Origin of the sequence: Burkholderia pseudomultivorans (assembly GCF_001718415.1) — a bacterium.
GTDB classification, from domain to species: Bacteria; Pseudomonadota; Gammaproteobacteria; order Burkholderiales; family Burkholderiaceae; genus Burkholderia; species Burkholderia pseudomultivorans_A.
The window spans coordinates 2,713,874-2,732,250 of sequence record NZ_CP013378.1; the positions used below are offsets into that span (position 1 = coordinate 2,713,874).

The following is an 18,377-nucleotide window of genomic DNA, read 5'->3' on the forward strand; positions in this document are numbered from 1 at the left end:
CCGGAACGAAGTTCGGAGTCAGGCTTGCGCGACGAGCCAGTCGAGACATTGGCTGCGATTGCCGAACCGTTCCGCGGCAGTGCGCGACTGCATGCAGAGCTGGGTCGCGGGCATTTCCACCGTCATGCCCATGCCGCCGTGCATCTGGATCACCGCGTGGCCGACTTCCCTGGCGACGCCTGCGCAGAACATCTTGGTCAGGATCACCAGGCGATCGATCGCGCAGTCGTTGCTGCCTGCGAAGCCTTCGATCAGGCGAGCGACTTGCCCCTTGATCCCCTCGTAGGCCACATAGCAGTCCACGACGTTGTGCCTGAGCGCCTGATGAACGGCCAGCGGCTTGCCGAACTGCACGCGGTCGTTCAGGTACTGGATCGTCTGCTCGACCTGGGCGCCGACTGCCCCGACGATCTGGACACAGGTCAGCAGTGCGCCGATCTGCAGCGCCTGGTTGACCGCGACGTTCGCTGCAGCGCCGGTCAGGGCAATGTCGTCCTCGTTGACCTGGAGGCCGTCGACGACGTAATCGACGGTCACCGTACCGTCGATCCCGCCGAAGAACCGCGCACGCTCGGCCAGACGCGCACGCTCGATCAACACCAGCGCCTGGCCTTGCGGGGTCGACGCATTGAAGATGAGGTGCGTTGCCGGCTCGCTTTCGTTCGAACCGCGTACCGCACCGCGCAGCACCTTGCCTTCCAGGCTGACCGTAGCGGCCTGCAGCGGGGTGCCCAGGTGCGATTGCAGAACCGGCGACACGGAGGCTTCGCCGCTCAGCAGCTGTTCGAGCACGGGCGGGACGGTCGGTGCGGCGGCCGCTGCGTCGAGGAGAACGGGGGCCACCGCACAACGCTCGACCAGCGGCGCGACGTTCGGATAACGCGAGGCCGCTTCGACGATGCCTGCGAGATCGGCGAGCGTCGCACCGATGCCGCCGTTGTCTTCCGAGACCAGGACCGACTGCCAGCCCAGTTCGAGGGCTTGCCGCCACTTGCCCGAGGCCGCGCCTTCGACGGCGTTGCCCGGGTGCGTTTCGGCGGCAGCGGCCAAGCGGGACGACGAGTCGAACAGGTCGCCGCGGAACATCGTGGTCACGGCATAGCCCGCGTCCATGATCGATTTGGCGATGATGTTCTTCTGGACTTCGGTCGAACCGCCTGCGAGCGTACGCGAACGGTAGAAGAGGTAGGTATGGACGAAGTTGCGCTCGAGATTCAACTCGTCTTCCGGCATTGTCAGCGGCAGCAGGCGCGCGGCGTATTCGGGGCCGAGCACGTCCATCGCAATCGACGTCACTTCCTGGCTCTGTTTCGAGCAGGCCATTTTCAGCGCCGAGGACTTGGACGACTGCAACGTGCCGGCCATGTCTTCCCGGATCGCCGACAGCAGGATTTCGCGTGTCCCGTAGGCACCGGCTTCGACTTCGAACAAGCGGTCGAGCGCTTTCAGCAACGACGGGGTCGCGCCTTTTTCCCTGATCTTGTCGCGAACCAGCTCGGTGACCTGCTGGACGTGACGAAGCAGGCGCGGCGTCAGGGCCGGGCTCAGGCGCTCGCGGTCGAGCAGGAACTTGCCGTATGACCAGCCCTGTCCTTCGGCGCCGATGCGATTGAACACGGGCACCTTGACGTCGTTCAGGAACACTTCGTTGACGTGGTGCCACTGGTCGATCGTATGGATCGGCCGAACTTCGATGCCCGGCGAATTCATCGGGATCAGCAGCAGCGTGATGCCTTCCTGGGGCTTGCCTGCGTTGCTCGTTCGCACGAGCGTATACATGATGTCCGCTTCCTGCGCGTGCGAGGTCCATATCTTCTGGCCGTTGACGATGTAATGCTCGCCGGCTTCGTCCAGAACCGCGGAGGTCTTGAGGGACGCGAGGTCGGAGCCGGCGCCGGGCTCCGAATAGCCCTGGCACCACCATTCCGAGCCGTCGATGATCGGGGGCAGAAAGCGCGCTTTCTGCGCGTCGGTGCCGAACGCCTGGATGACGGGGCCGATGTGGCCGATACCGTGGTGATACAGCTGCGGGCAGTCCATTGCCGCCGTCACTTCTTCGAAGATGAGGCGCTGCATCACGTCCCAGCCCGGTCCGCCGAACTCTTTGGTCCAGCCGGGCGCCGAGTAGCCGAGCCCGCCCTTGGCCATGGCCGCCGTGTATCGGCTCAGCAGCTCGCGGCCCAGCTTCCGGTTGGCGCGCGTCGCGGCGCGCACTTCAGCAGGGACATTGGCTTCAATATAGTCAGCGATTTTTTGGCGAAACGCTGCATAAAACGCTTCATCCTTCACCTGGTCGACTTCGCTCATGATTGACTCGATGTAATCCGATAGCGCGGCTGTACCGGACGAGGGCGTCGCCGCGTATTTCCGAAGGTGTCCGGTTGATCAGCGGCCGACGTACACGGGCGCGCGCTTCTCGATGAAGGCGCGCTGCGCTTCCTTCGAGTCTTCCGTTTTCGACAGGAATTCCGTGTTGCCCTGTTCGTAGCGGTAGGCTTCTCGCAGCGGCATGTTCTCGGTCAGACGGGCCGCTTCCTTCGCGAGGCGCAGCGCGATGGGCGATTTCGACGCGATTTCCGTGGCGATTTCCATCGCGAACGGCAGCAGTTCTTCCTGCGTCGTGCACGCTTCCACAAGGCCGAGCCGATACAGCTCGCGTCCGGTGACCTTCATGCCCGTGTAAAACATGCGGCGGGCCCGCGACTGGCCGAAAATGCGATTCAGGAACGACACGCCCCCGGCGAGGCCGACGTTGATCTCGGGCATCGATACGTAAGCCTCTTCCGCTGCCACCCAGATGTCCGAGTTCATGACGATGCCGAAACCGGCGCCCATCGCGGCGCCATTGATCGCGGCGATGATGGGCTTCGGGCACTCGCGGATCGCATACGCCGATTCGCGAACGATGCGGTGATGCTTCGGAAACGCGCCCGGCTGCGACAGATCCTTGCGGTCGCTGAGATCGGCGCCGGCCGAGAACGCGGAACCTGCACCCGTCACGATGATGACCGACACGTCGTCGCGCGCACCGAGCACATCGAAACACTCGATGATTTCATGGCGCATTTCCGTGTTCTGCGCGTTGCGCTTTTCCGGGCGGTTGAGCGTCACGACCGCGATCCTGTTCTTGATCTCGACCAGCAGGGTATTGAATTCCATTTTGTGACTTCCTCTATTGATTTCGCGTGGTGTGTGTACAGCCAATCAGATGCGCGGAATGTTCGCCATGACGACCTGGCTCAAGCCGCCGTCGATCAGGAGATCTTCGCCGTTGACATAGCCGGATCGGGCGCTGGACAGGAAAAGAATCGCTTCCGCCATGTCGGCCGGGGTGGCGATCCGGCCGCTCGGTACTGCCTTGTTGCGCGCCTGCAGGCGGCCTTCGTCCCGGTAATAGGCTTCGCTCATCGGCGTGCGAACCAAGCCGGGGCTGATGCAGTTGCTGCGAATGCCGAACGGTGCGAGTTCGAGGCAAAGCTGCTTCGACAGCATCAGGACGCCTGCCTTGCTCACGCTGTACGCGATACCGTTCGGTATCGCGATGTCGCCGCCGATCGACGCGACATGCACCATGGCTCCGCCTCGTCCTGCGTCGCGCATCTGGGCGCCGAATGCCTGTGCGCACAGGAATGCACCGGTCAGGTTGATCGACAGCAGGCGGTTCCACTCATCGAGCGATGCATCGAGCAGGGCAGTGCGGCCGCCTCCGCCGATACCTGCGTTGTTGACCAGCACGCGGGGAGCGCCGAGTTCACGCAACACCGTCCTGGCGGCGGCCGCCACGGAGGCGGCGTCGGATACGTCGCAGCCGATGGCGATGGCGGTGCCGCCCGCCCGCCGAATGTCGTCGACGACCTCGGTGCAGGACGCTTCGGTTCGATCGAGGACGGCGACTTTTGCGCCGGCCGCCGCCATTCGCCGGGCCGTTTCCGATCCGATACCGCCGGCGCCGCCCGTCACGACGCAGGTGCGTCCGGACAGGCCCAGCCACGACAGCGTGTTTTCAATGTCATTCATGGCCGTGCCTCGCAGGCTGGCCGGCGTATTGCGCATCCCGCCCGGGAAAGCCCGGCCGAGGATGCGGTAGGGTGCCGGTCCCCGGACGCCGGTAGCCGCGTGCGGCGATGAACTTTTCCTTGATCCGCGGTGGCTCGATTGACTGCGCCATCCTTGTCTCCATCCGTTACGGGTTTGCGTCGTTCAGCGGGCGAGTGTCCACGACTGTCCGGTCAAAAATTGCGCCGCCGCGCCGGCCATGTAATGGGCAATGGGCCGCACTTCATCGACCGACGTATGCGCGTGGACTTCGAACGAGTTGATGCGCAGCCCCTTCGAGCCCCATTCGCAAGCTTGGGTCGCGACGAACATGCGTGCTGCCGCCTCGTCGCCGCAGGTGCGCCAGTCCGTGGACTGCGTGGGAAGCAAAAGCGTGAGGCTCGCGCTGTGCGCATGCGAACGAGCGAAGCGCGTTGCCGCTTCATGCGCTGCGTTCAGACGCTGGCCCTCGGGCGCGTTCAGCGCGGAGGCGTCGATGACCGCGGTGTACCCTGCATTCCGGTTGCCCGTCTGCAGCGCCATCCAGTCCTGCGTGGCGCCCGGCGCAGTACCCGCAACCTCGATGGCCGTATCGGTGTCCATGGGCAGCACGTCATACTCGGCCGGCGTGCACGGGGCAGAGCCGCCGTACACCGATGCCGCGCCGTCCACCGACAGGGCGGATCCCGATAAGGGGCGAGCGCCTTTGCTACCGAGAAAGAACAACGCCTCGGCGAGTTCAGCCGGTTCCGCGATCCGGCCGAGCGGCGTTTTTCCTGCTGCGCGAACCGGATCGAGCCGGCCCGATTCGATCAGGCGACGTACGATTTCGGTGCGCACGAAACCGGGGCACAGTGCTGTCACGCCAAGATCCGGGCGCGCAAGGGCCAGTGCCTTCGTGAACGCGATCACGCCGGCCTTGGTGGGCGAGTACGCGCCGCGCAATGGAATGGCATGCAGTCCGGCGCCCGACGCGACATTGACGACGCGGGCATGCGGTTTGAGCCGGGCTTCCAGTGCCTCGAATATCAGGCGAGGGGCGTCGAGATTCAGACGGACGAGCGGCGCGAACTGCGCTTGCGTCATGGCCGTGAGCGGCAATTGCGTGCTGTCCGACATGCCTGCATTGTTGATCAGCGCATCGAGATGCGGCATGTCCTCGGCCAGCGTCGCGATGTCCTCGGGCTTCGTGAGGTCTACGACGCGCATCAGGTGCGGCTCGCCGGCATGCGGCATCGTCTCGAGCAAGCGCTGCAGCGCCTCGGCCTGGTGATCCACCAGCACGCAGCGCCAGCCGGCCCTGGCGAAGCGCATGGCGCTCGCGTGGCCGATACCCGACGCGGATCCCGTGATAAACACGGTCTTTTCGGATTGCATAGGTTTATCCCCGGGCGTGTTCGATATCGGTCGAGAACCGGAAGCCCTCGAACTGCTTGCGCAGCGCGACCTTGTACAGCTTTCCTGTCGCGGTATGGGGCAGGGCATCCACGAACACGACGTCGTCGGGAAGCCACCATTTGGCAACGTGACGGCGCATGTGATCCAGGACGTCCTGCGCCGTCGCCTCCATGCCGTCGCGCCTTACCGCGACGAGCAGCGGGCGCTCCTGCCAGTGCGAGTGAGGCAGGCCAATGACCGCTGCCTCGGCAATCGCGGGATGGCTGAGCGCCGCGCTTTCCAGGTCCAGCGAGGAAATCCATTCGCCGCCCGACTTGATCACGTCTTTCGCGCGGTCGGTGATCCTGAGAAAGCCGTCGGCGTTCAACGTCGCCATATCGCCGGTCGCGAACCAGCCGTCCGGGTCCCATCCGTCATGGTCGTGCCTGTAGTACGCACGGGAAACCCATGCGCCGCGCACTTTCAGCTGGCCGGTGGTCTGTCCGTCGCGGGCAAGCAGGTTGCCCGCGTCGTCGAAGATTGCGATTTCGGTACCGGGCAGCGGGCGGCCGGCCAGCATCTGGAGTTCGATGCGCTGGTCGGGCGTCAAATGCGCGTGCTTGGCAAGCGGCACGTTCACGGTCACGACCGGACTCGTCTCGGTCATTCCCCACGCCTGATACAGACTCGCGCCGAAAAACTGCTCGAGCCGCTCGATGACGCGGCGCGGGGCGGCCGATCCGCCCGACAGTGCGCGCGTCATCACGATGTCGCGGCGGCGCTGCGCCGGATCCACGTTCTGCGCATAGTCGAGCAGCGACATCCAGACGGTCGGCACGCCGCAAGACACCGAGCACTTCTCGTCGCGGAGCATCGCGTACACGTTTTCCCCGGACAGTCGCGAGCCCGGCAGAACGAGCTTGGCGCCGGCCATTGCGGACGAATGCGGGATGCCCCATCCGTTCACATGAAACATCGGAACGATCAGGAGGATGCTGTCGCGCGCGCTGATCGCGAAGCTGTCGGCCATGCAGGTGGACATCGCATGCAGGACCGTTGAGCGGTGGCTGTACAGGACGCCTTTGGGATGGCCGGTCGTGCCCGACGTGAAGCACATGGACGACGCGCTGTTTTCGTCGAATCGCGGCCATGCATATGCGTCGCTGCATGCTGCGATCAGGGATTCATAGCAGGCGAGGCCGGGGACGGTCAGCTCGGGCATCCGATCGGCTTCGCACAGTGCGATGAAGCCTTTGACCGCCGGACATTGCGGCGCAATTTCCTCGACGAGCGCGGCCAGGTCCACGTCGAAGAATACATATGTGCTTTCGGAGTGGTTGAGGATGTAGACGATCTGCTCGGCGAACAGGCGCGGATTGACGGTAGTCAGGACCGCGCCGGTGCCGGACACCCCGTAATAGAGTTCGAGGTGGCGGTGGGTATTCCACGCCAGCGTCGCGACGCGCTGACCGGCGTTCACGCCCAGACAGCGCATCAGATTTGCAACCTGCTTCGAGCGGCCGAGTGCGGCCGACCAGCTGTAGCGATGAATCCTGCCGCTTCCCAGGTGGGACACGATTTCCCGCTCGCCATGGTAGTTGGCCGCATGCTCGATCAGATCGGAGATCAGCAGTTGCCGTTGTTGCATCAGTCCGTTCATCGTCGTCCTGTTTTATCGGTCTAAAGTCTCGCTCCATGAACCCGCCTGCCGATTCGGCAGGCTGCGCCCGAGGCAGGTCCGCGCAACGCCTGCCGGTTCGGCAGGCTTCGGCATCTCGACATAATCGATTCGGTATGCAGACGGTCTGCATCGGCATTCCGTCCTGCGAATCGTATCGGATGACGTCTGCAGTGCTTCCCGAGCCTGCTTCACGCAACACGCGCATCGAGATGAACTACAGGGTTAATACCGATCCGGCGCCGGAAATATCCTCAAATGGCTGGAGCTAATGTACTACACGGAATGAGCGAAAACGGGCGCGTATTTATGTCGAATTCGCAATACAGAACGAGAAATTGTGTGGGTTGTGTGATGGGTGACGGGCTGCTCATAATCCGCTTCAGCTTGAGCTCCAGCCAGTAAGCCATTCACCACTACAACGGAGATGTCATCATGGAATTCGGCGTATTTCTACTTGCGCAGCAGCGCAGCTACGCTCAGACATCACAGAGCGTCATCCACAACACCATCGAGCAAACGGTCGTGGCCGAGCAGGCCGGCTTCGATGCCGCGTGGTACGCCGAGCACCATTTCAACAACTACTCGCTGTCGCCGTCGCCGTTGATGACGATCGCGCATGCCGCGGCCAGGACGACGAAGATCCGCCTCGGCTCGGCGGTGTGCATTCTTCCGCTCTACCATCCGGCACGCCTGCTGACCGAGATCGGTCTCGCCGATACGCTGTCCGAAGGGCGCCTCGAGCTGGGGATCGGCTCGGGCTACCAGCAATTCGAATTCGAGCGATTCGGCTGCAGCCTCGCCAACAGCGGCGAGATCTTTCACGAGGTCTGGGACATCCTCAACAAGGGGCTCAACGAGAAGGTCTTCGAGTACAAGGGCAAGCACTTCGACATGCTGCCGACCTCGGTTGCGGTTCGTACGGTCCAGAAGAAGGTGCCGCTCTGGATCACCTCGATGAACCCGGGCACGCTGGGTCGCGCATTCAACGAGAACGTGAACCTGTTTACGACCGTTCTGCACGGCGGCAACGATGCACTGCGCGGCCTGCGCAGTCGGCTGGAGGCGATGGCCGCGGAGCGGGGCAAGGACCTTGGCCAGACCAGGATCGGGTTTCTACGGTGTGGCTTCGCATCGGACAGCAAGGCCGAGATCGATGCGTACCTGGATTCGGCGCGCTGGGCGCGCCGCATTTCGGAGGCACTGAAGGATCGTCGGATGGACGTGGACGACGGCTACCTGATGAAGGAGACGCCCTGCGCAGCCGACATGACGCTCGACCAGTTGCGCCAGAACCTGCCGGTCGGCTCGGTAAACGAAGTGATCGACAAGCTGCTCGCCGAAATCGACATCCTGAAGCCGAACCATATTGCACTTCAAACGCAGCTTGGCGACTGCGACCAGAAGACGATGCTCCGGCAGATCGAACTCTGGGGCGACAGGATCATCCCGGAAGTACGCAAGGAACTGGCTCGCAACAGCAAGCTCGCAGCTTGACCGCGCGAAGGCAGGGACGGCGGCATTGCGTCCGAACATGAACGACAGTGGTGCGATCGCGCGGATTGCACCGTCGCACTTTCAGTCATTCCGGATTGCTGGCGGGCGAGCAGCCCGATATGCCGTCGGCGGCCGATGAGCCGATTCGGCCTGCACGCAGGCTGCCTGCAATGAGCGGCCCACCCGTGCGCCGATGCAGCACATGGAGAAACCGCGCGAGCAATCGTCATAAGAATCGGATGCGGGTATGAGTTGTCTTGTCGTGTTGTCGTATGGAGATTGAAACAACGTCGTATTTTCGATTTCTTTTCACCTCGCGGACGGATACGAGTCGTATCGGATCACGCAATTAATAGAAAAAGATTGGAGACACTGCAATGAAAAAGACTTACGTGAGCGCTGCGTTGGCGATGTTCACAGTTGCAGCACACGCACAAAGCTCGGTCATGATCTATGGCATTCTCGACCAGGCCATGACATACACCAACAACACCGGCACGACCAATGCAAACGGCACGGTCACGCCGGCCGGCTCGAAGTTTGCGATGGATTCGCTGTCGGGCACGGCGGGCTCGCGCTGGGGTATCCGGGGTGACGAAGACCTGGGCGGCGGTCTTCACACGATCTTTACGCTGGAATCGGGCGTCAATATTTCGACCGGTGGCTTCGGTCAGGGCGGCCTGATGTGGGGCCGCCAGATTTTCGTCGGCCTGCGCAGCGCGCAATACGGCCAGGTGACGCTCGGGCGCCAGTACGATTCCGTCTACAACTTCACGATGGCGCTGGATGCAGGTACGCTGAATTCGAACGGCGCCTCGATGCACGCGGGCGATCTCGACAACGCGGCAATCAATCTTCGTGAAAACAATTCGATTCGCTACCTGAGCCCGAACATCAAGGGCCTGACGTTCGGCGGCGGGCTCGCGCTTGGCGGCGTCGCCGGCGACGTCACAAACGGCCTGCAATACAACTTCGGCGCGCAATACGATACGGGCGTGGGCCTGAAGGTCGGGGCGGCATACGAGTTCTTCAAGAATCCCACCGGCACGACGAGCGGCACCGGCTGGTTCACGTCGAACGGCTCGGGCACGCTGCTGAGCCATCAACTGGACGCCGGCTACGTCAGCGCGCGGTCGTACCAGATCGCGATGGTGGCCGCGCAATACACGAAGGGCGCGTGGACGTTCGCGGGTTCGTGGTCGAACGCCGAATTCGGGAATATGACGAGTTTCAACGGCGCGGCGGTCCGGTTCAATACGTTCGACCTGGGCGCCCAGTACATGTGGACGCCGATGTTCTCGACGTCCATCGGCTGGAACTACCAGACGTCGGCCGGCGTGACGAGACCGGACGGCACGAAGGTCGGCAACCAGCACTCGAACCAGTTTTACGGGCTCGCGTGGTACAGCCTGTCGAAGCGTACGGCGCTGTATGCCGCGGTGGGCTACCAGGACGCACGAGGCGTGAATTCGCAGGGCGGCCGCGCCGTTGCCGACATCGACAACATCGTCGATAGCGCCACCGGCAAACAGGTTGTCGCGCGGATCGGCCTCCGGCAAAGTTTCTGAGCCTGATATTCCCGTCGCGTGATGGCGCATGACGTCGCCGCGCAAAGGGTCATTGAGGAGCATTGGAATGTTCAGCTACGACGTCATCGAACATGGCAAGCCGTTGCAGGTGAAACTGCGCGAGACGCCGGTGCCGAAGGGCCGGGAGGTCCTGATCAGGATCACCCACGCCGGACTGTGCCACTCGGATATTCACCTGTGGGAAGGCTACTTCGATATGGGCGGCGGCAAGAAGGCGATGTTGAGCGAACGCGGCTTGCGGCCGCCGCTGACGCTTGGCCACGAGCCGCTCGGGACGATCGTCGCATGCGGTGAAGACGTGACCGAGTCCGCAGTCGGCCAGAAGAAGCTGGTGTTTCCGTGGATCGGCTGCGGAACGTGCCGCGCATGTGAAATCGGCCGGGCAAACCTCTGCGTGAAGCCGCGCAACATCGGCATCGCGACGCCGGGCGCGTTTGCGTCGCATCTGCTGGTTCCCGACGAGAAATATCTGGTCGATGTCGACGGGCTGGACGACGCGTTTGCGGCAACGCTGGCCTGCTCGGGGCTGACGTCGTATGCGGCCGTGGCCAGGCTGCCGCAGCCCCATGCGGGCGACTGGGTGGCGGTGATCGGCTGCGGGGGCGTGGGGATGTCCGCGATCTCGATCCTGCGTGCGCGTGGAGTCGAGAACGTGATCGCCTGCGATGTCGACGAAGACAAGCTTGCCGCCGCGCGGGAACTCGGTGCCACCAAGACGCTGCGTTCGAATCACGACGAGGCAGGCGCGGAACTGCTCGCATCGACCGAAGGGCGACTGGCCGGCGCGATCGATTTCGTCGGCATGCCCGGCACCTTCGCGCTGGCGAACACCGCGCTGTGCAAGGGCGGCATGTACGTGATCGTCGGATTGCATGGCGGCGAACTGTCCATCCCCATGCCGCCGATCGCGCAGCGATCGCTGGCCATTGTCGGCTCGTTCGTCGGCACGCTCGCGGACCTGAAGGAGACGGTTCGGCTCGCGAAAAGCGGCCAGTTGCTTCCGCCGCCGCTGCGCACGCGCCGGGCGAATGAAATCAACGACGCATTCGACGATTTGAGCAACGGCCGCGTGCGTGGGCGCACGGTGCTCGATTTTTCCGGTCTCGAAGAAACAGCGGCGTAAACGAACGCGAATGGTGTTCCGGGTCGTCACGGACGGCCGCAAACCCATCTGCCGGATGGACGAAACGCCACTCGCGGGCCGGCGTTAGCCATGTCTGGCGTAATCCAACGAGGAACAATCCGATGGCTTCAGAAAACAGCGCCCTGCCGCTTGCCGGCGTGCGCGTGCTCGATCTTTCGCGCGTGCTGGCCGGCCCGTGGTGCGCGATGGTGCTCGGCGACCTGGGTGCCGAGGTCATCAAGGTCGAGCATCCCGGTCGCGGCGACGATACGCGCGATTGGGGCCTGCGCATCGGCCGCACGGAAACGGCCTATTTCAACAGCGTGAATCGCAACAAGCGCTCGCTCACGCTCGACCTGCAAACGCCGGAAGGGCAGCAGATCGCTCGCGACCTTGCGAACACCTGCGATGTCGTCGTTCAGAACTTCAAGTTCGGGGGCGCGGAAAAGCTGGGCCTGGGCTACGCGCAACTGAAGCGCGACAACGACCGGCTCGTTTACTGCTCGATTTCCGGTTACGATCGCGCCGGCCCGGAGGCCGATCGCCCCGGCTACGATCTGCTCGTGCAGGGCGAGGCCGGATTGATGGCGTTGAATGGCGAAGCCGAACGGCCGCCGCTCAAGTTCGGGATTGCGGCCGTCGACCTTTTCACGGGCATGTACTCGGCGCAGGCGATTCTCGCGGCACTCTACGAGCGCCAACGTACCGACCGCGGCCGTCACATCGAAATGGCGCTGTTCGACTGCGGGCTCATGATCACGGCGTACTACGGACTCGAGGCGCTCGTGGCCGGCGAGGATCCGCCGCGTTTCGGCAACGAGCATCCGTCGATCGTGCCGTACGGCGTGTTCGACGCCGCAGATGGCCCGCTCGTGGTCGCGGTCGGCAATAACGGTCAGTACGAGCGCTTCTGCCGTGAAGTGCTGCTGCGCCCCGATCTCGCCGACGACGCGCGCTTCAAGACCAATATCCTGCGCTCGCGGAATCGTGCCGCGCTGCTGCCCGAAGTCCGCCGCGCGATTGCCGCCGAGAAACGCGCCGCGCTGCTCGACAAGCTTGCGGGTGCGGGCATTCCATGCGGCGAGGTGGCGGGGCTGCGCGAAGCACTGCTGTCCGAGCGTGCGACGCAAGCGGGGCTCCTGACCACGCAAGCTCATCCTCATACGGAATCGGGTACGACGCCCGTGCTTGCGCCGCCGTGGCGCTTCGATGGCGAGCGCATGCCGGTGCGGTGCGCGCCGCCGCAGCTGGGCGAGGGCACGCGCGACGTGCTGCAACAGGTGCTCGGCTACAGCGCGGAGCGTATTGCCGAATTGGCCGAGCGTGGCGTGGTGTGAGCGCGAACCGCGCCCGCGCCGGCCATCGAGCTATCGCGATATCGATGCCCGATTCATCCCGGTACGAGCAACAAGAAAAATTCGAAGCGTATTGATGTCAATTTCCTAATACAGAAAGCGAGTTTTTTGAATTGAGCCGGATCTTCCGGACAGCTTAGAATCGATTCAAAAGCAATCGCACTCGCGTTGTCGATCCCGACGACGCGGATCGAAACGTGAGTGGCGGTTGGATTGATCGATAAGCAAGCAATACGGAGACTTGCAATGCGTCTGCATATGACCAACAGTGGTGCGATTACGCTGATTGCGCCATCGCACTTCCAGCAGTTCGAGATTCTGGTAGACGAGCAGCCCAGTGCGCTGCTGGATCGCGCGATTGCGCGAGTCGGCCAGCGCGCCGATGAAGAACATGTCTGGGTCAATCCTCAAGTCATTCGATTTCTGTCCGGCAAGGCGGGCGATGCGGAATGGGAAGCCGGATTCGGCGCCATGGTGGGTTTTGCCCGGAAGTTCAACTGGGTCAACGAAGCCGGCCTGATTCGCGCGCACATTGTGCGCAACCCGTGCTCGGGCGGCAGCTCCGTCGAAGACTTCAAGGCGGCGATGCGCATGCTCGCAGCCGGTGTGTCCGCGATCACGACGGGGGACCTCGCCAATCCGAGCGGGATGGTCGTCTCCAGCCTGACGGCGATTTCCGCCGAGCCGCCGCTGGTGGGCTTCTTCGTGCACCGCGATTCCTCCATGCTCCAGCCGTTGAGAACCCACGGCAAATTCGTGGCCAATATCCTGGGCCACGCACACCAGGACGTGGTGACGAAATTCCTGAACGCGCCGCAGGGCGGCCCGCGTTTTGCCGAGGGGCAGTGGGGTGCCGGGCTCGACGGCCTGCCGATCCTGGTGGACGCGCTGGCCAATGTCGAATGCGACGTCATCCACACCGCGACCCTTGGCACGCACGAGATGTTTGTCGGCAAGATCCGCAAGACGACCACCGGCGACGCAGGCTCGCCGATGGTCAACTTCAATGCGGGAATTCGTGCACTGGCGCAGTAAGCGGAGGTCCGGATGCCGGCATACGACTGGGCGGTCAACGCGGTGCGGCAATGGGCGCCTCCCATTTCCGCAGGTTTTCGCTCCGCGGCCGTACCTGCACGGGGCAACCCGAGAGATTACGGGTTCGACCTGGCGCGCTATTTCGATGACGACAGGCTGGAACCGGTGAATTTCAGGGCACAGCGCAGCCCCGATTCATGAAGCGCGTCTTTTGATTCAAGTTATCAGGATACCGACAGTGGACCTGCCGATTCTCTATGTTGTATCCAATGGCGTGGCCGAAATCGAAATCAATCGACGCGAGCGCAGGAATGCGCTCGACGACAATGCCTATACGATGCTTCGCGAGGCATTTTCCGATGCCGAAAACGACCCGGACGTTCGGGTTCTTCTCGTGCGTGGCCAGACCGACATGTTTACGGCCGGGAAGGACCTGAAGTCCGAATCCGTCGCCCGCGAGGGCTATCGTCCGGTCCTGACCTTCATGGATACGGTGAACGTGCTGACGAAACCGCTGATGGCTGCCGTAGCGGGACCGGCGATGGGGATCGGGACGACGCTGCTGTATCACTGCGACGTCGTGTATGCGGCTTCCAACGCGATATTCGGCATGCCATTTACCAGAATCGGCGTGAGCCCCGAGTTCGGGTCGAGCCGACTGGCTCCGATGACCGCCGGTTATCGACTGGCGGCCGAGGCGATGTTGTTTGCCGAGACGTTCGACGCCGACCATGCATTGCGCACCGGCCTCGTCAATCGCGTGCTTCCGCCTGAAAAGCTGTTCGCCTATGCTCGCGAACGCGCGGAGAAACTGGCGGCGATGCCCGCCGCCGCGGTCGTCAAGACCAAGGTGCTGCTCAAGAACCATGCGTTCGCGGGCATGAACGCGCTGTTCAGGTCCGAACTCTACGAGTTCGAAACGCTGCTCGAGTCGGCTGAGTCGCGGGCGATCGTTGCCGGCTTCGGCAGGAAGAATTAAGGACGATCTGCAGGAGCCGTGCCACGCAACCCGTGCATCGAAGGTCAATAGACTGACGGATTGATCGTCGTGATCGTGCTGACGATATTGCAACGTCGTCCCGATTCCGCCTCGCCCGCACCCTGGGCCTGCAGCCGTTGCTTGCAGGCCAGGCGTCGTTGAGCTTCGACCAGGTCGTTCGGGTACAGCGCGTTGCCGGTGATCTCGGGACGATAACCGACCGCTTTCAGGTCGATCACCTGCTGTCGGACTTCGGCGCGGGTCAGTGGCGGGGGGGCGTCCCCATAGGCGGGTGACGATTGTGCAGACGTTACGGCACTGGCGAGCAGTACGCCCATGCCAGCGATCTTGATGCCGCGGTGCAGGTTCATATCCCCTCCGTCGACGTGGGTCGTGTTTGACAACGGGACTGCCAAAGGCTGTCTAAGTATAGACCCCTATTCCCGATGAGCAAGGAGGGTGGTGCGGTGCCGCGCGGCTGCAATCGGCGCGCAAATCGGCATGGACCGGAATTGCCCGCCGCTGCGGCTGTCGAGTGTTGCCGGGCCGTTTCACCCCAGTGGCGCGACTTCACTCTCGAGCCGCCCGAGCCGCACGACGGTGACGCCGGGTCGCAACTGCCGCAGCGACGGCATCACGAGCACGCAGTCCGGGTAAGGCGTCGCGACGGGCTCGCCGTTCGACCAGCCGATCACGGTGCCGGCTTCAGCGAAATGTTCGAGGCCCGTATAGTTGCCCGCGAAGCGAAAATCGAGGCTCGTCGCGACGACGGGCTGCGTCACCTGCACGATGCGCATCGTGTCCGGCAACGGCAGGAACCAGTCGGCCGGCAGATCGGCGGCATCGAGCACACCCGAGGCGACCATGAACCGCGCGGTGCAGTCGCGTGCAACGTCGACCGCGCGCGCTTCCCAGTGCTGTCCGCATTCGACGAGCAGCGCGCACTTCGGGCTCACCGGGTCGCCGAAGCCCGCGTAGTCGCGCATCCGCGTGCCTTCCGGGTGTCCGGCGTCGCGGATCACCGTCGCCGGCGCGCCGACGCGGCGCGCGAGCGTGACGCCCTTGTCGAGCGGCCCCGCGACGATCAGCGGCGCGCTGCGTTCATGCATCGAGTGCAGGTCGAGCAGCCAGTCGGCGGCGTCGACGAACGGTCGCAGCGCGCGGGCGCGATCGAGCTCCGCCGAGCGGATCGACAGGTCGTCGAGCACGGCGGGCGTCCACACGCGGTTGAAATCCTGGTCGACGAAGCGCGCCGCGTCGGGCCGCGCAGCGTCGAAGCGCGCATAGGCCGCGACGTTCGCAAACGACAGCGTCAGCGTGCCGCGCCGGGGCCGCACGCCGAGCGCGAGCAGCGCATCGACGACGATCGCGCCGCACACCTCGTTGCCGTGCGTGAGCGCGTTGACCATCACGTTCGGGCCCGGTATGCCCGATTCGAAGCGATAGACATGGTCGACGCCGGTATTGCCTGCGCGGTGCGCGCTCAGGTCGGGAAACGCGACTTCGATCGGGTAGGGAACGAAGGCAGAAGCGGATGCGGTCATGGCAGTGCGGATCCTGAAGTGTGACGGACGATCTCGGTGCGCGCGGGCTCAGTCGAGGCCGCCCTGGCACAGATACTTGATCGACAGGTAGTCGTCGAGGCCGTAGCGCGAGCCTTCACGGCCATAGCCCGATTCCTTCACCCCGCCGAACGGCGCGGCTTCGCTCGCCAGCGCGCCTTCGTTGATGCCGACGATGCCCGTTTCGAGCCGCGCCGACACGCGTGCGATGCGCCGCACGTCCCGCGTGTAGAAATACGCGGCGAGCCCGAACGGCGTGTCGTTCGCGGCGCCGACGGCTTCGTCCTCGCTATCGAACCGGAACAGCGCCGCGACCGGGCCGAAGGTTTCCTCGCACGTCAGCTGCATGTCGCCGCCGGCGTCGCCGAGCACCGTCGGTGCGTAATAGTGCGGCCCGAGTTCGGTCAGACGTTTGCCGCCCGTCAGCACGCGCGCGCCGCGCTCGATCGCGTCGCCGACGTGCCGCGCGATCTTGTCGACCGCCCGTGCATTGATCATCGGGCCGATCTGCGCGGCCGGGTCGGTCGCCGGCGCAACTTTGAGCGCGGCGACGCGTGCGGCGAGCTTCGCGGCGAATGCGTCGTAGACGCCGGCCTGCACGTACACGCGATTCGGCGACACGCAGGTCTGGCCGCCGTTGCGAAACTTGGCGGCCATCAGTCCGTCGACCGCGGCATCGAGCTCCGCATCGTCGAACACGATGAACGGCGCATTGCCGCCGAGTTCCAGCGACAGCTTCTTCAGCGTCGCGGCCGATTCGCGCGCGAGCAGCTTGCCGACCGGCGTCGAGCCGGTGAACGTGATCTTGCGTACGCGGCCGTCGGCGAGCCAGTCGGCCACCGCATCGATGCCGTGCTCGCGCGACGCGGCGATCATGTTCAGCACGCCGGGCGGCACGCCGGCTTCCTGCGCGAGGAAGGCCAGCGCGAGCGCGGTCAGCGGCGTGTCCTCTGCCGGTTTCGCGACGACCGTGCAGCCGGCCGCGAGCGCGGGCGCGATCTTGCGTGCGATCATCGCCAGCGGGAAATTCCACGGCGTGATCGCGGCGACGATGCCGATCGGCTCCTTCACCGCGCTGAGTCGCTTGCCGTGCTGCTGCTGCGGAATCAGGTCGCCGTACGTGCGCGTCGCTTCCTCGGCGAACCACAGCACGTACGATGCGCCGTATGCGACTTCGCCGCGCGCTTCGGCGAGCGGCTTGCCCTGTTCGCGCGATATCAGCCTGGCGAGATCGTCGGTGTGCGCGACGATCGCCGCATGCCACGCGCGCAGGATCGCGGCGCGTTCGCGGGCCGGCGTCGCGCGCCATGCGGGCAGTGCGCGTGCAGCAGCATCGGTCGCGGCGCGCGCATCGGCGGCGTCGCTGTCGGGCGCGCGGGCGACGATCTCGAGCGTCGCCGGATCGGTGACCTCGAAGCGACGGCCGTCGCGCGCGTCGCGCCACGTGCCGTCGATCAGGTTGGCGGTGCGAACGAGTTCGGTTCGGGACAGCGTAAGCGGCATGATGGGTCCTTGCATAAGGCCGTTCGGCGGCGGTGCGGGCGCGCGCGCCCCGCGCGGCGGGCAGGCTGCCGCGTCCGCGGAGGTCGCACGCCGCTCGTCAGTGCCGTTCGCCGAACAGCGATTCGAGCGGGTAGTGCCGTTTGACGAACGGCGACTTGATGATCACGTAGCTGAAATACTTCTCGATGCCGATGTTCTGTTCGAGCAAGCCTTCGACGATCGTCTGGTAATGGCTCACGCTGCGCGTGACGAACTTGAGCAGGTAGTCGTAGCCGCCGCTCGCCAGATGGCATTCGACGATTTCGTCGACATTGCGGATCGCCGCGACGAAGCGGTCGAAGTCCTCGCGCCGGTGGTCGGCCAGCGTGACTTCCGTAAACACGACCTGCACGTCGCCGAGCTTCTCGAGCTGGATGTGCGCACCGTAGCCGCCGATGTAGCCGGCTTTTTCCAGCCGCTTCACGCGGATCAGGCATGGACTGGGCGACAGCCCGACCGCATCGGCCAGTTCGACGTTGGTCATGCGGCCGCGCTTCTGCAACTGGGAGAGGATGCGCAGGTCAATGCGATCCAGCTTGCTTTCCGTCATGTTCACGTGAGGGGAAAAAATGGAATGTCCGGTTACTTTAGAGTCGAACGATGGC

At 64.2% G+C, this 18,377-nt stretch carries 15 protein-coding genes; 6 read left to right on the top strand and 9 right to left on the bottom strand.

Features of this window, described 5'->3' with window-relative positions; all coding sequences use genetic code 11:
• Positions 1 to 18 precede the first annotated feature (18 nt).
• The 5 genes from WS57_RS24860 to WS57_RS24880 form a co-directional block, all read right to left on the bottom strand.
• Positions 19 to 2,307, bottom strand: a complete 2,289-nt coding sequence (locus tag WS57_RS24860) for an acyl-CoA dehydrogenase family protein (RefSeq protein WP_069244950.1) — start codon at positions 2,305 to 2,307, stop codon at positions 19 to 21.
• Between the two features lie 78 nt (positions 2,308 to 2,385).
• Positions 2,386 to 3,159 carry an enoyl-CoA hydratase/isomerase family protein gene (locus WS57_RS24865; RefSeq protein WP_009689551.1) on the bottom strand — a complete coding sequence of 258 codons (774 nt, stop codon included), beginning with the start codon at positions 3,157 to 3,159 and terminating at the stop codon, positions 2,386 to 2,388.
• A gap of 45 nt (positions 3,160 to 3,204) precedes the next feature.
• Positions 3,205 to 4,017, bottom strand: a complete 813-nt coding sequence (locus tag WS57_RS24870) for an SDR family NAD(P)-dependent oxidoreductase (RefSeq protein WP_069245477.1) — start codon at positions 4,015 to 4,017, stop codon at positions 3,205 to 3,207.
• A gap of 183 nt (positions 4,018 to 4,200) precedes the next feature.
• Complete coding sequence (locus tag WS57_RS24875) at positions 4,201 to 5,412, bottom strand: SDR family oxidoreductase (RefSeq protein ID WP_069244951.1); 1,212 nt, start codon at positions 5,410 to 5,412, stop codon at positions 4,201 to 4,203.
• A gap of 4 nt (positions 5,413 to 5,416) precedes the next feature.
• Complete coding sequence (locus WS57_RS24880) at positions 5,417 to 7,072, bottom strand: long-chain fatty acid--CoA ligase (RefSeq protein WP_069244952.1); 1,656 nt, start codon at positions 7,070 to 7,072, stop codon at positions 5,417 to 5,419.
• 453 nt (positions 7,073 to 7,525) lie between these two features.
• Here WS57_RS24880 and WS57_RS24885 point away from each other — a divergent pair, with 453 nt between their 5' ends.
• The 6 genes from WS57_RS24885 to WS57_RS24910 all read left to right on the top strand — a co-directional run bounded on the left by WS57_RS24885 (position 7,526) and on the right by WS57_RS24910 (position 14,668).
• Complete coding sequence (locus WS57_RS24885; protein WP_009689555.1) at positions 7,526 to 8,587, top strand: LLM class flavin-dependent oxidoreductase; 1,062 nt, start codon at positions 7,526 to 7,528, stop codon at positions 8,585 to 8,587.
• A gap of 377 nt (positions 8,588 to 8,964) precedes the next feature.
• Positions 8,965 to 10,155 (top strand): porin, encoded by a 1,191-nt coding sequence (locus tag WS57_RS24890; RefSeq protein ID WP_059518436.1) that lies wholly within the window; start codon positions 8,965 to 8,967, stop codon positions 10,153 to 10,155.
• A gap of 67 nt (positions 10,156 to 10,222) precedes the next feature.
• Positions 10,223 to 11,299, top strand: coding sequence for an alcohol dehydrogenase (locus tag WS57_RS24895; protein ID WP_069244953.1), 1,077 nt, complete (start codon positions 10,223 to 10,225; stop codon positions 11,297 to 11,299).
• Positions 11,300 to 11,421: 122 nt separating this feature from the next.
• Positions 11,422 to 12,636 carry a CaiB/BaiF CoA transferase family protein gene (locus tag WS57_RS24900; RefSeq protein ID WP_069244954.1) on the top strand — a complete coding sequence of 405 codons (1,215 nt, stop codon included), beginning with the start codon at positions 11,422 to 11,424 and terminating at the stop codon, positions 12,634 to 12,636.
• Between the two features lie 264 nt (positions 12,637 to 12,900).
• Complete coding sequence (locus tag WS57_RS24905) at positions 12,901 to 13,689, top strand: flavin reductase family protein (protein WP_009689561.1); 789 nt, start codon at positions 12,901 to 12,903, stop codon at positions 13,687 to 13,689.
• A 238-nt stretch (positions 13,690 to 13,927) separates the two neighbouring features.
• A complete protein-coding gene (locus WS57_RS24910) occupies positions 13,928 to 14,668 on the top strand; it encodes an enoyl-CoA hydratase-related protein (protein ID WP_167361741.1) in 741 nt (246 codons plus the stop codon).
• 44 nt (positions 14,669 to 14,712) lie between these two features.
• On the opposite strand, the gene WS57_RS36200 is transcribed toward WS57_RS24910, so the two are convergent.
• The 4 genes from WS57_RS36200 to WS57_RS24930 form a co-directional block, all read right to left on the bottom strand.
• Positions 14,713 to 15,039 (bottom strand): DUF4148 domain-containing protein, encoded by a 327-nt coding sequence (locus WS57_RS36200; RefSeq protein WP_081337664.1) that lies wholly within the window; start codon positions 15,037 to 15,039, stop codon positions 14,713 to 14,715.
• A 180-nt stretch (positions 15,040 to 15,219) separates the two neighbouring features.
• The gene (locus WS57_RS24920; protein WP_069244955.1) at positions 15,220 to 16,212 is read right to left on the bottom strand and encodes a M14 family metallopeptidase; all 993 of its coding nucleotides are present in this window, start codon (positions 16,210 to 16,212) and stop codon (positions 15,220 to 15,222) included.
• A gap of 48 nt (positions 16,213 to 16,260) precedes the next feature.
• The gene (locus WS57_RS24925) at positions 16,261 to 17,733 is read right to left on the bottom strand and encodes an NAD-dependent succinate-semialdehyde dehydrogenase (protein WP_069244956.1); all 1,473 of its coding nucleotides are present in this window, start codon (positions 17,731 to 17,733) and stop codon (positions 16,261 to 16,263) included.
• Positions 17,734 to 17,830: 97 nt separating this feature from the next.
• On the bottom strand, positions 17,831 to 18,322 hold the full coding sequence (locus WS57_RS24930; RefSeq protein WP_009693098.1) for an Lrp/AsnC family transcriptional regulator: 492 nt from the start codon (positions 18,320 to 18,322) through the stop codon (positions 17,831 to 17,833).
• Between the last annotated feature and the right edge of the window lie 55 nt (positions 18,323 to 18,377).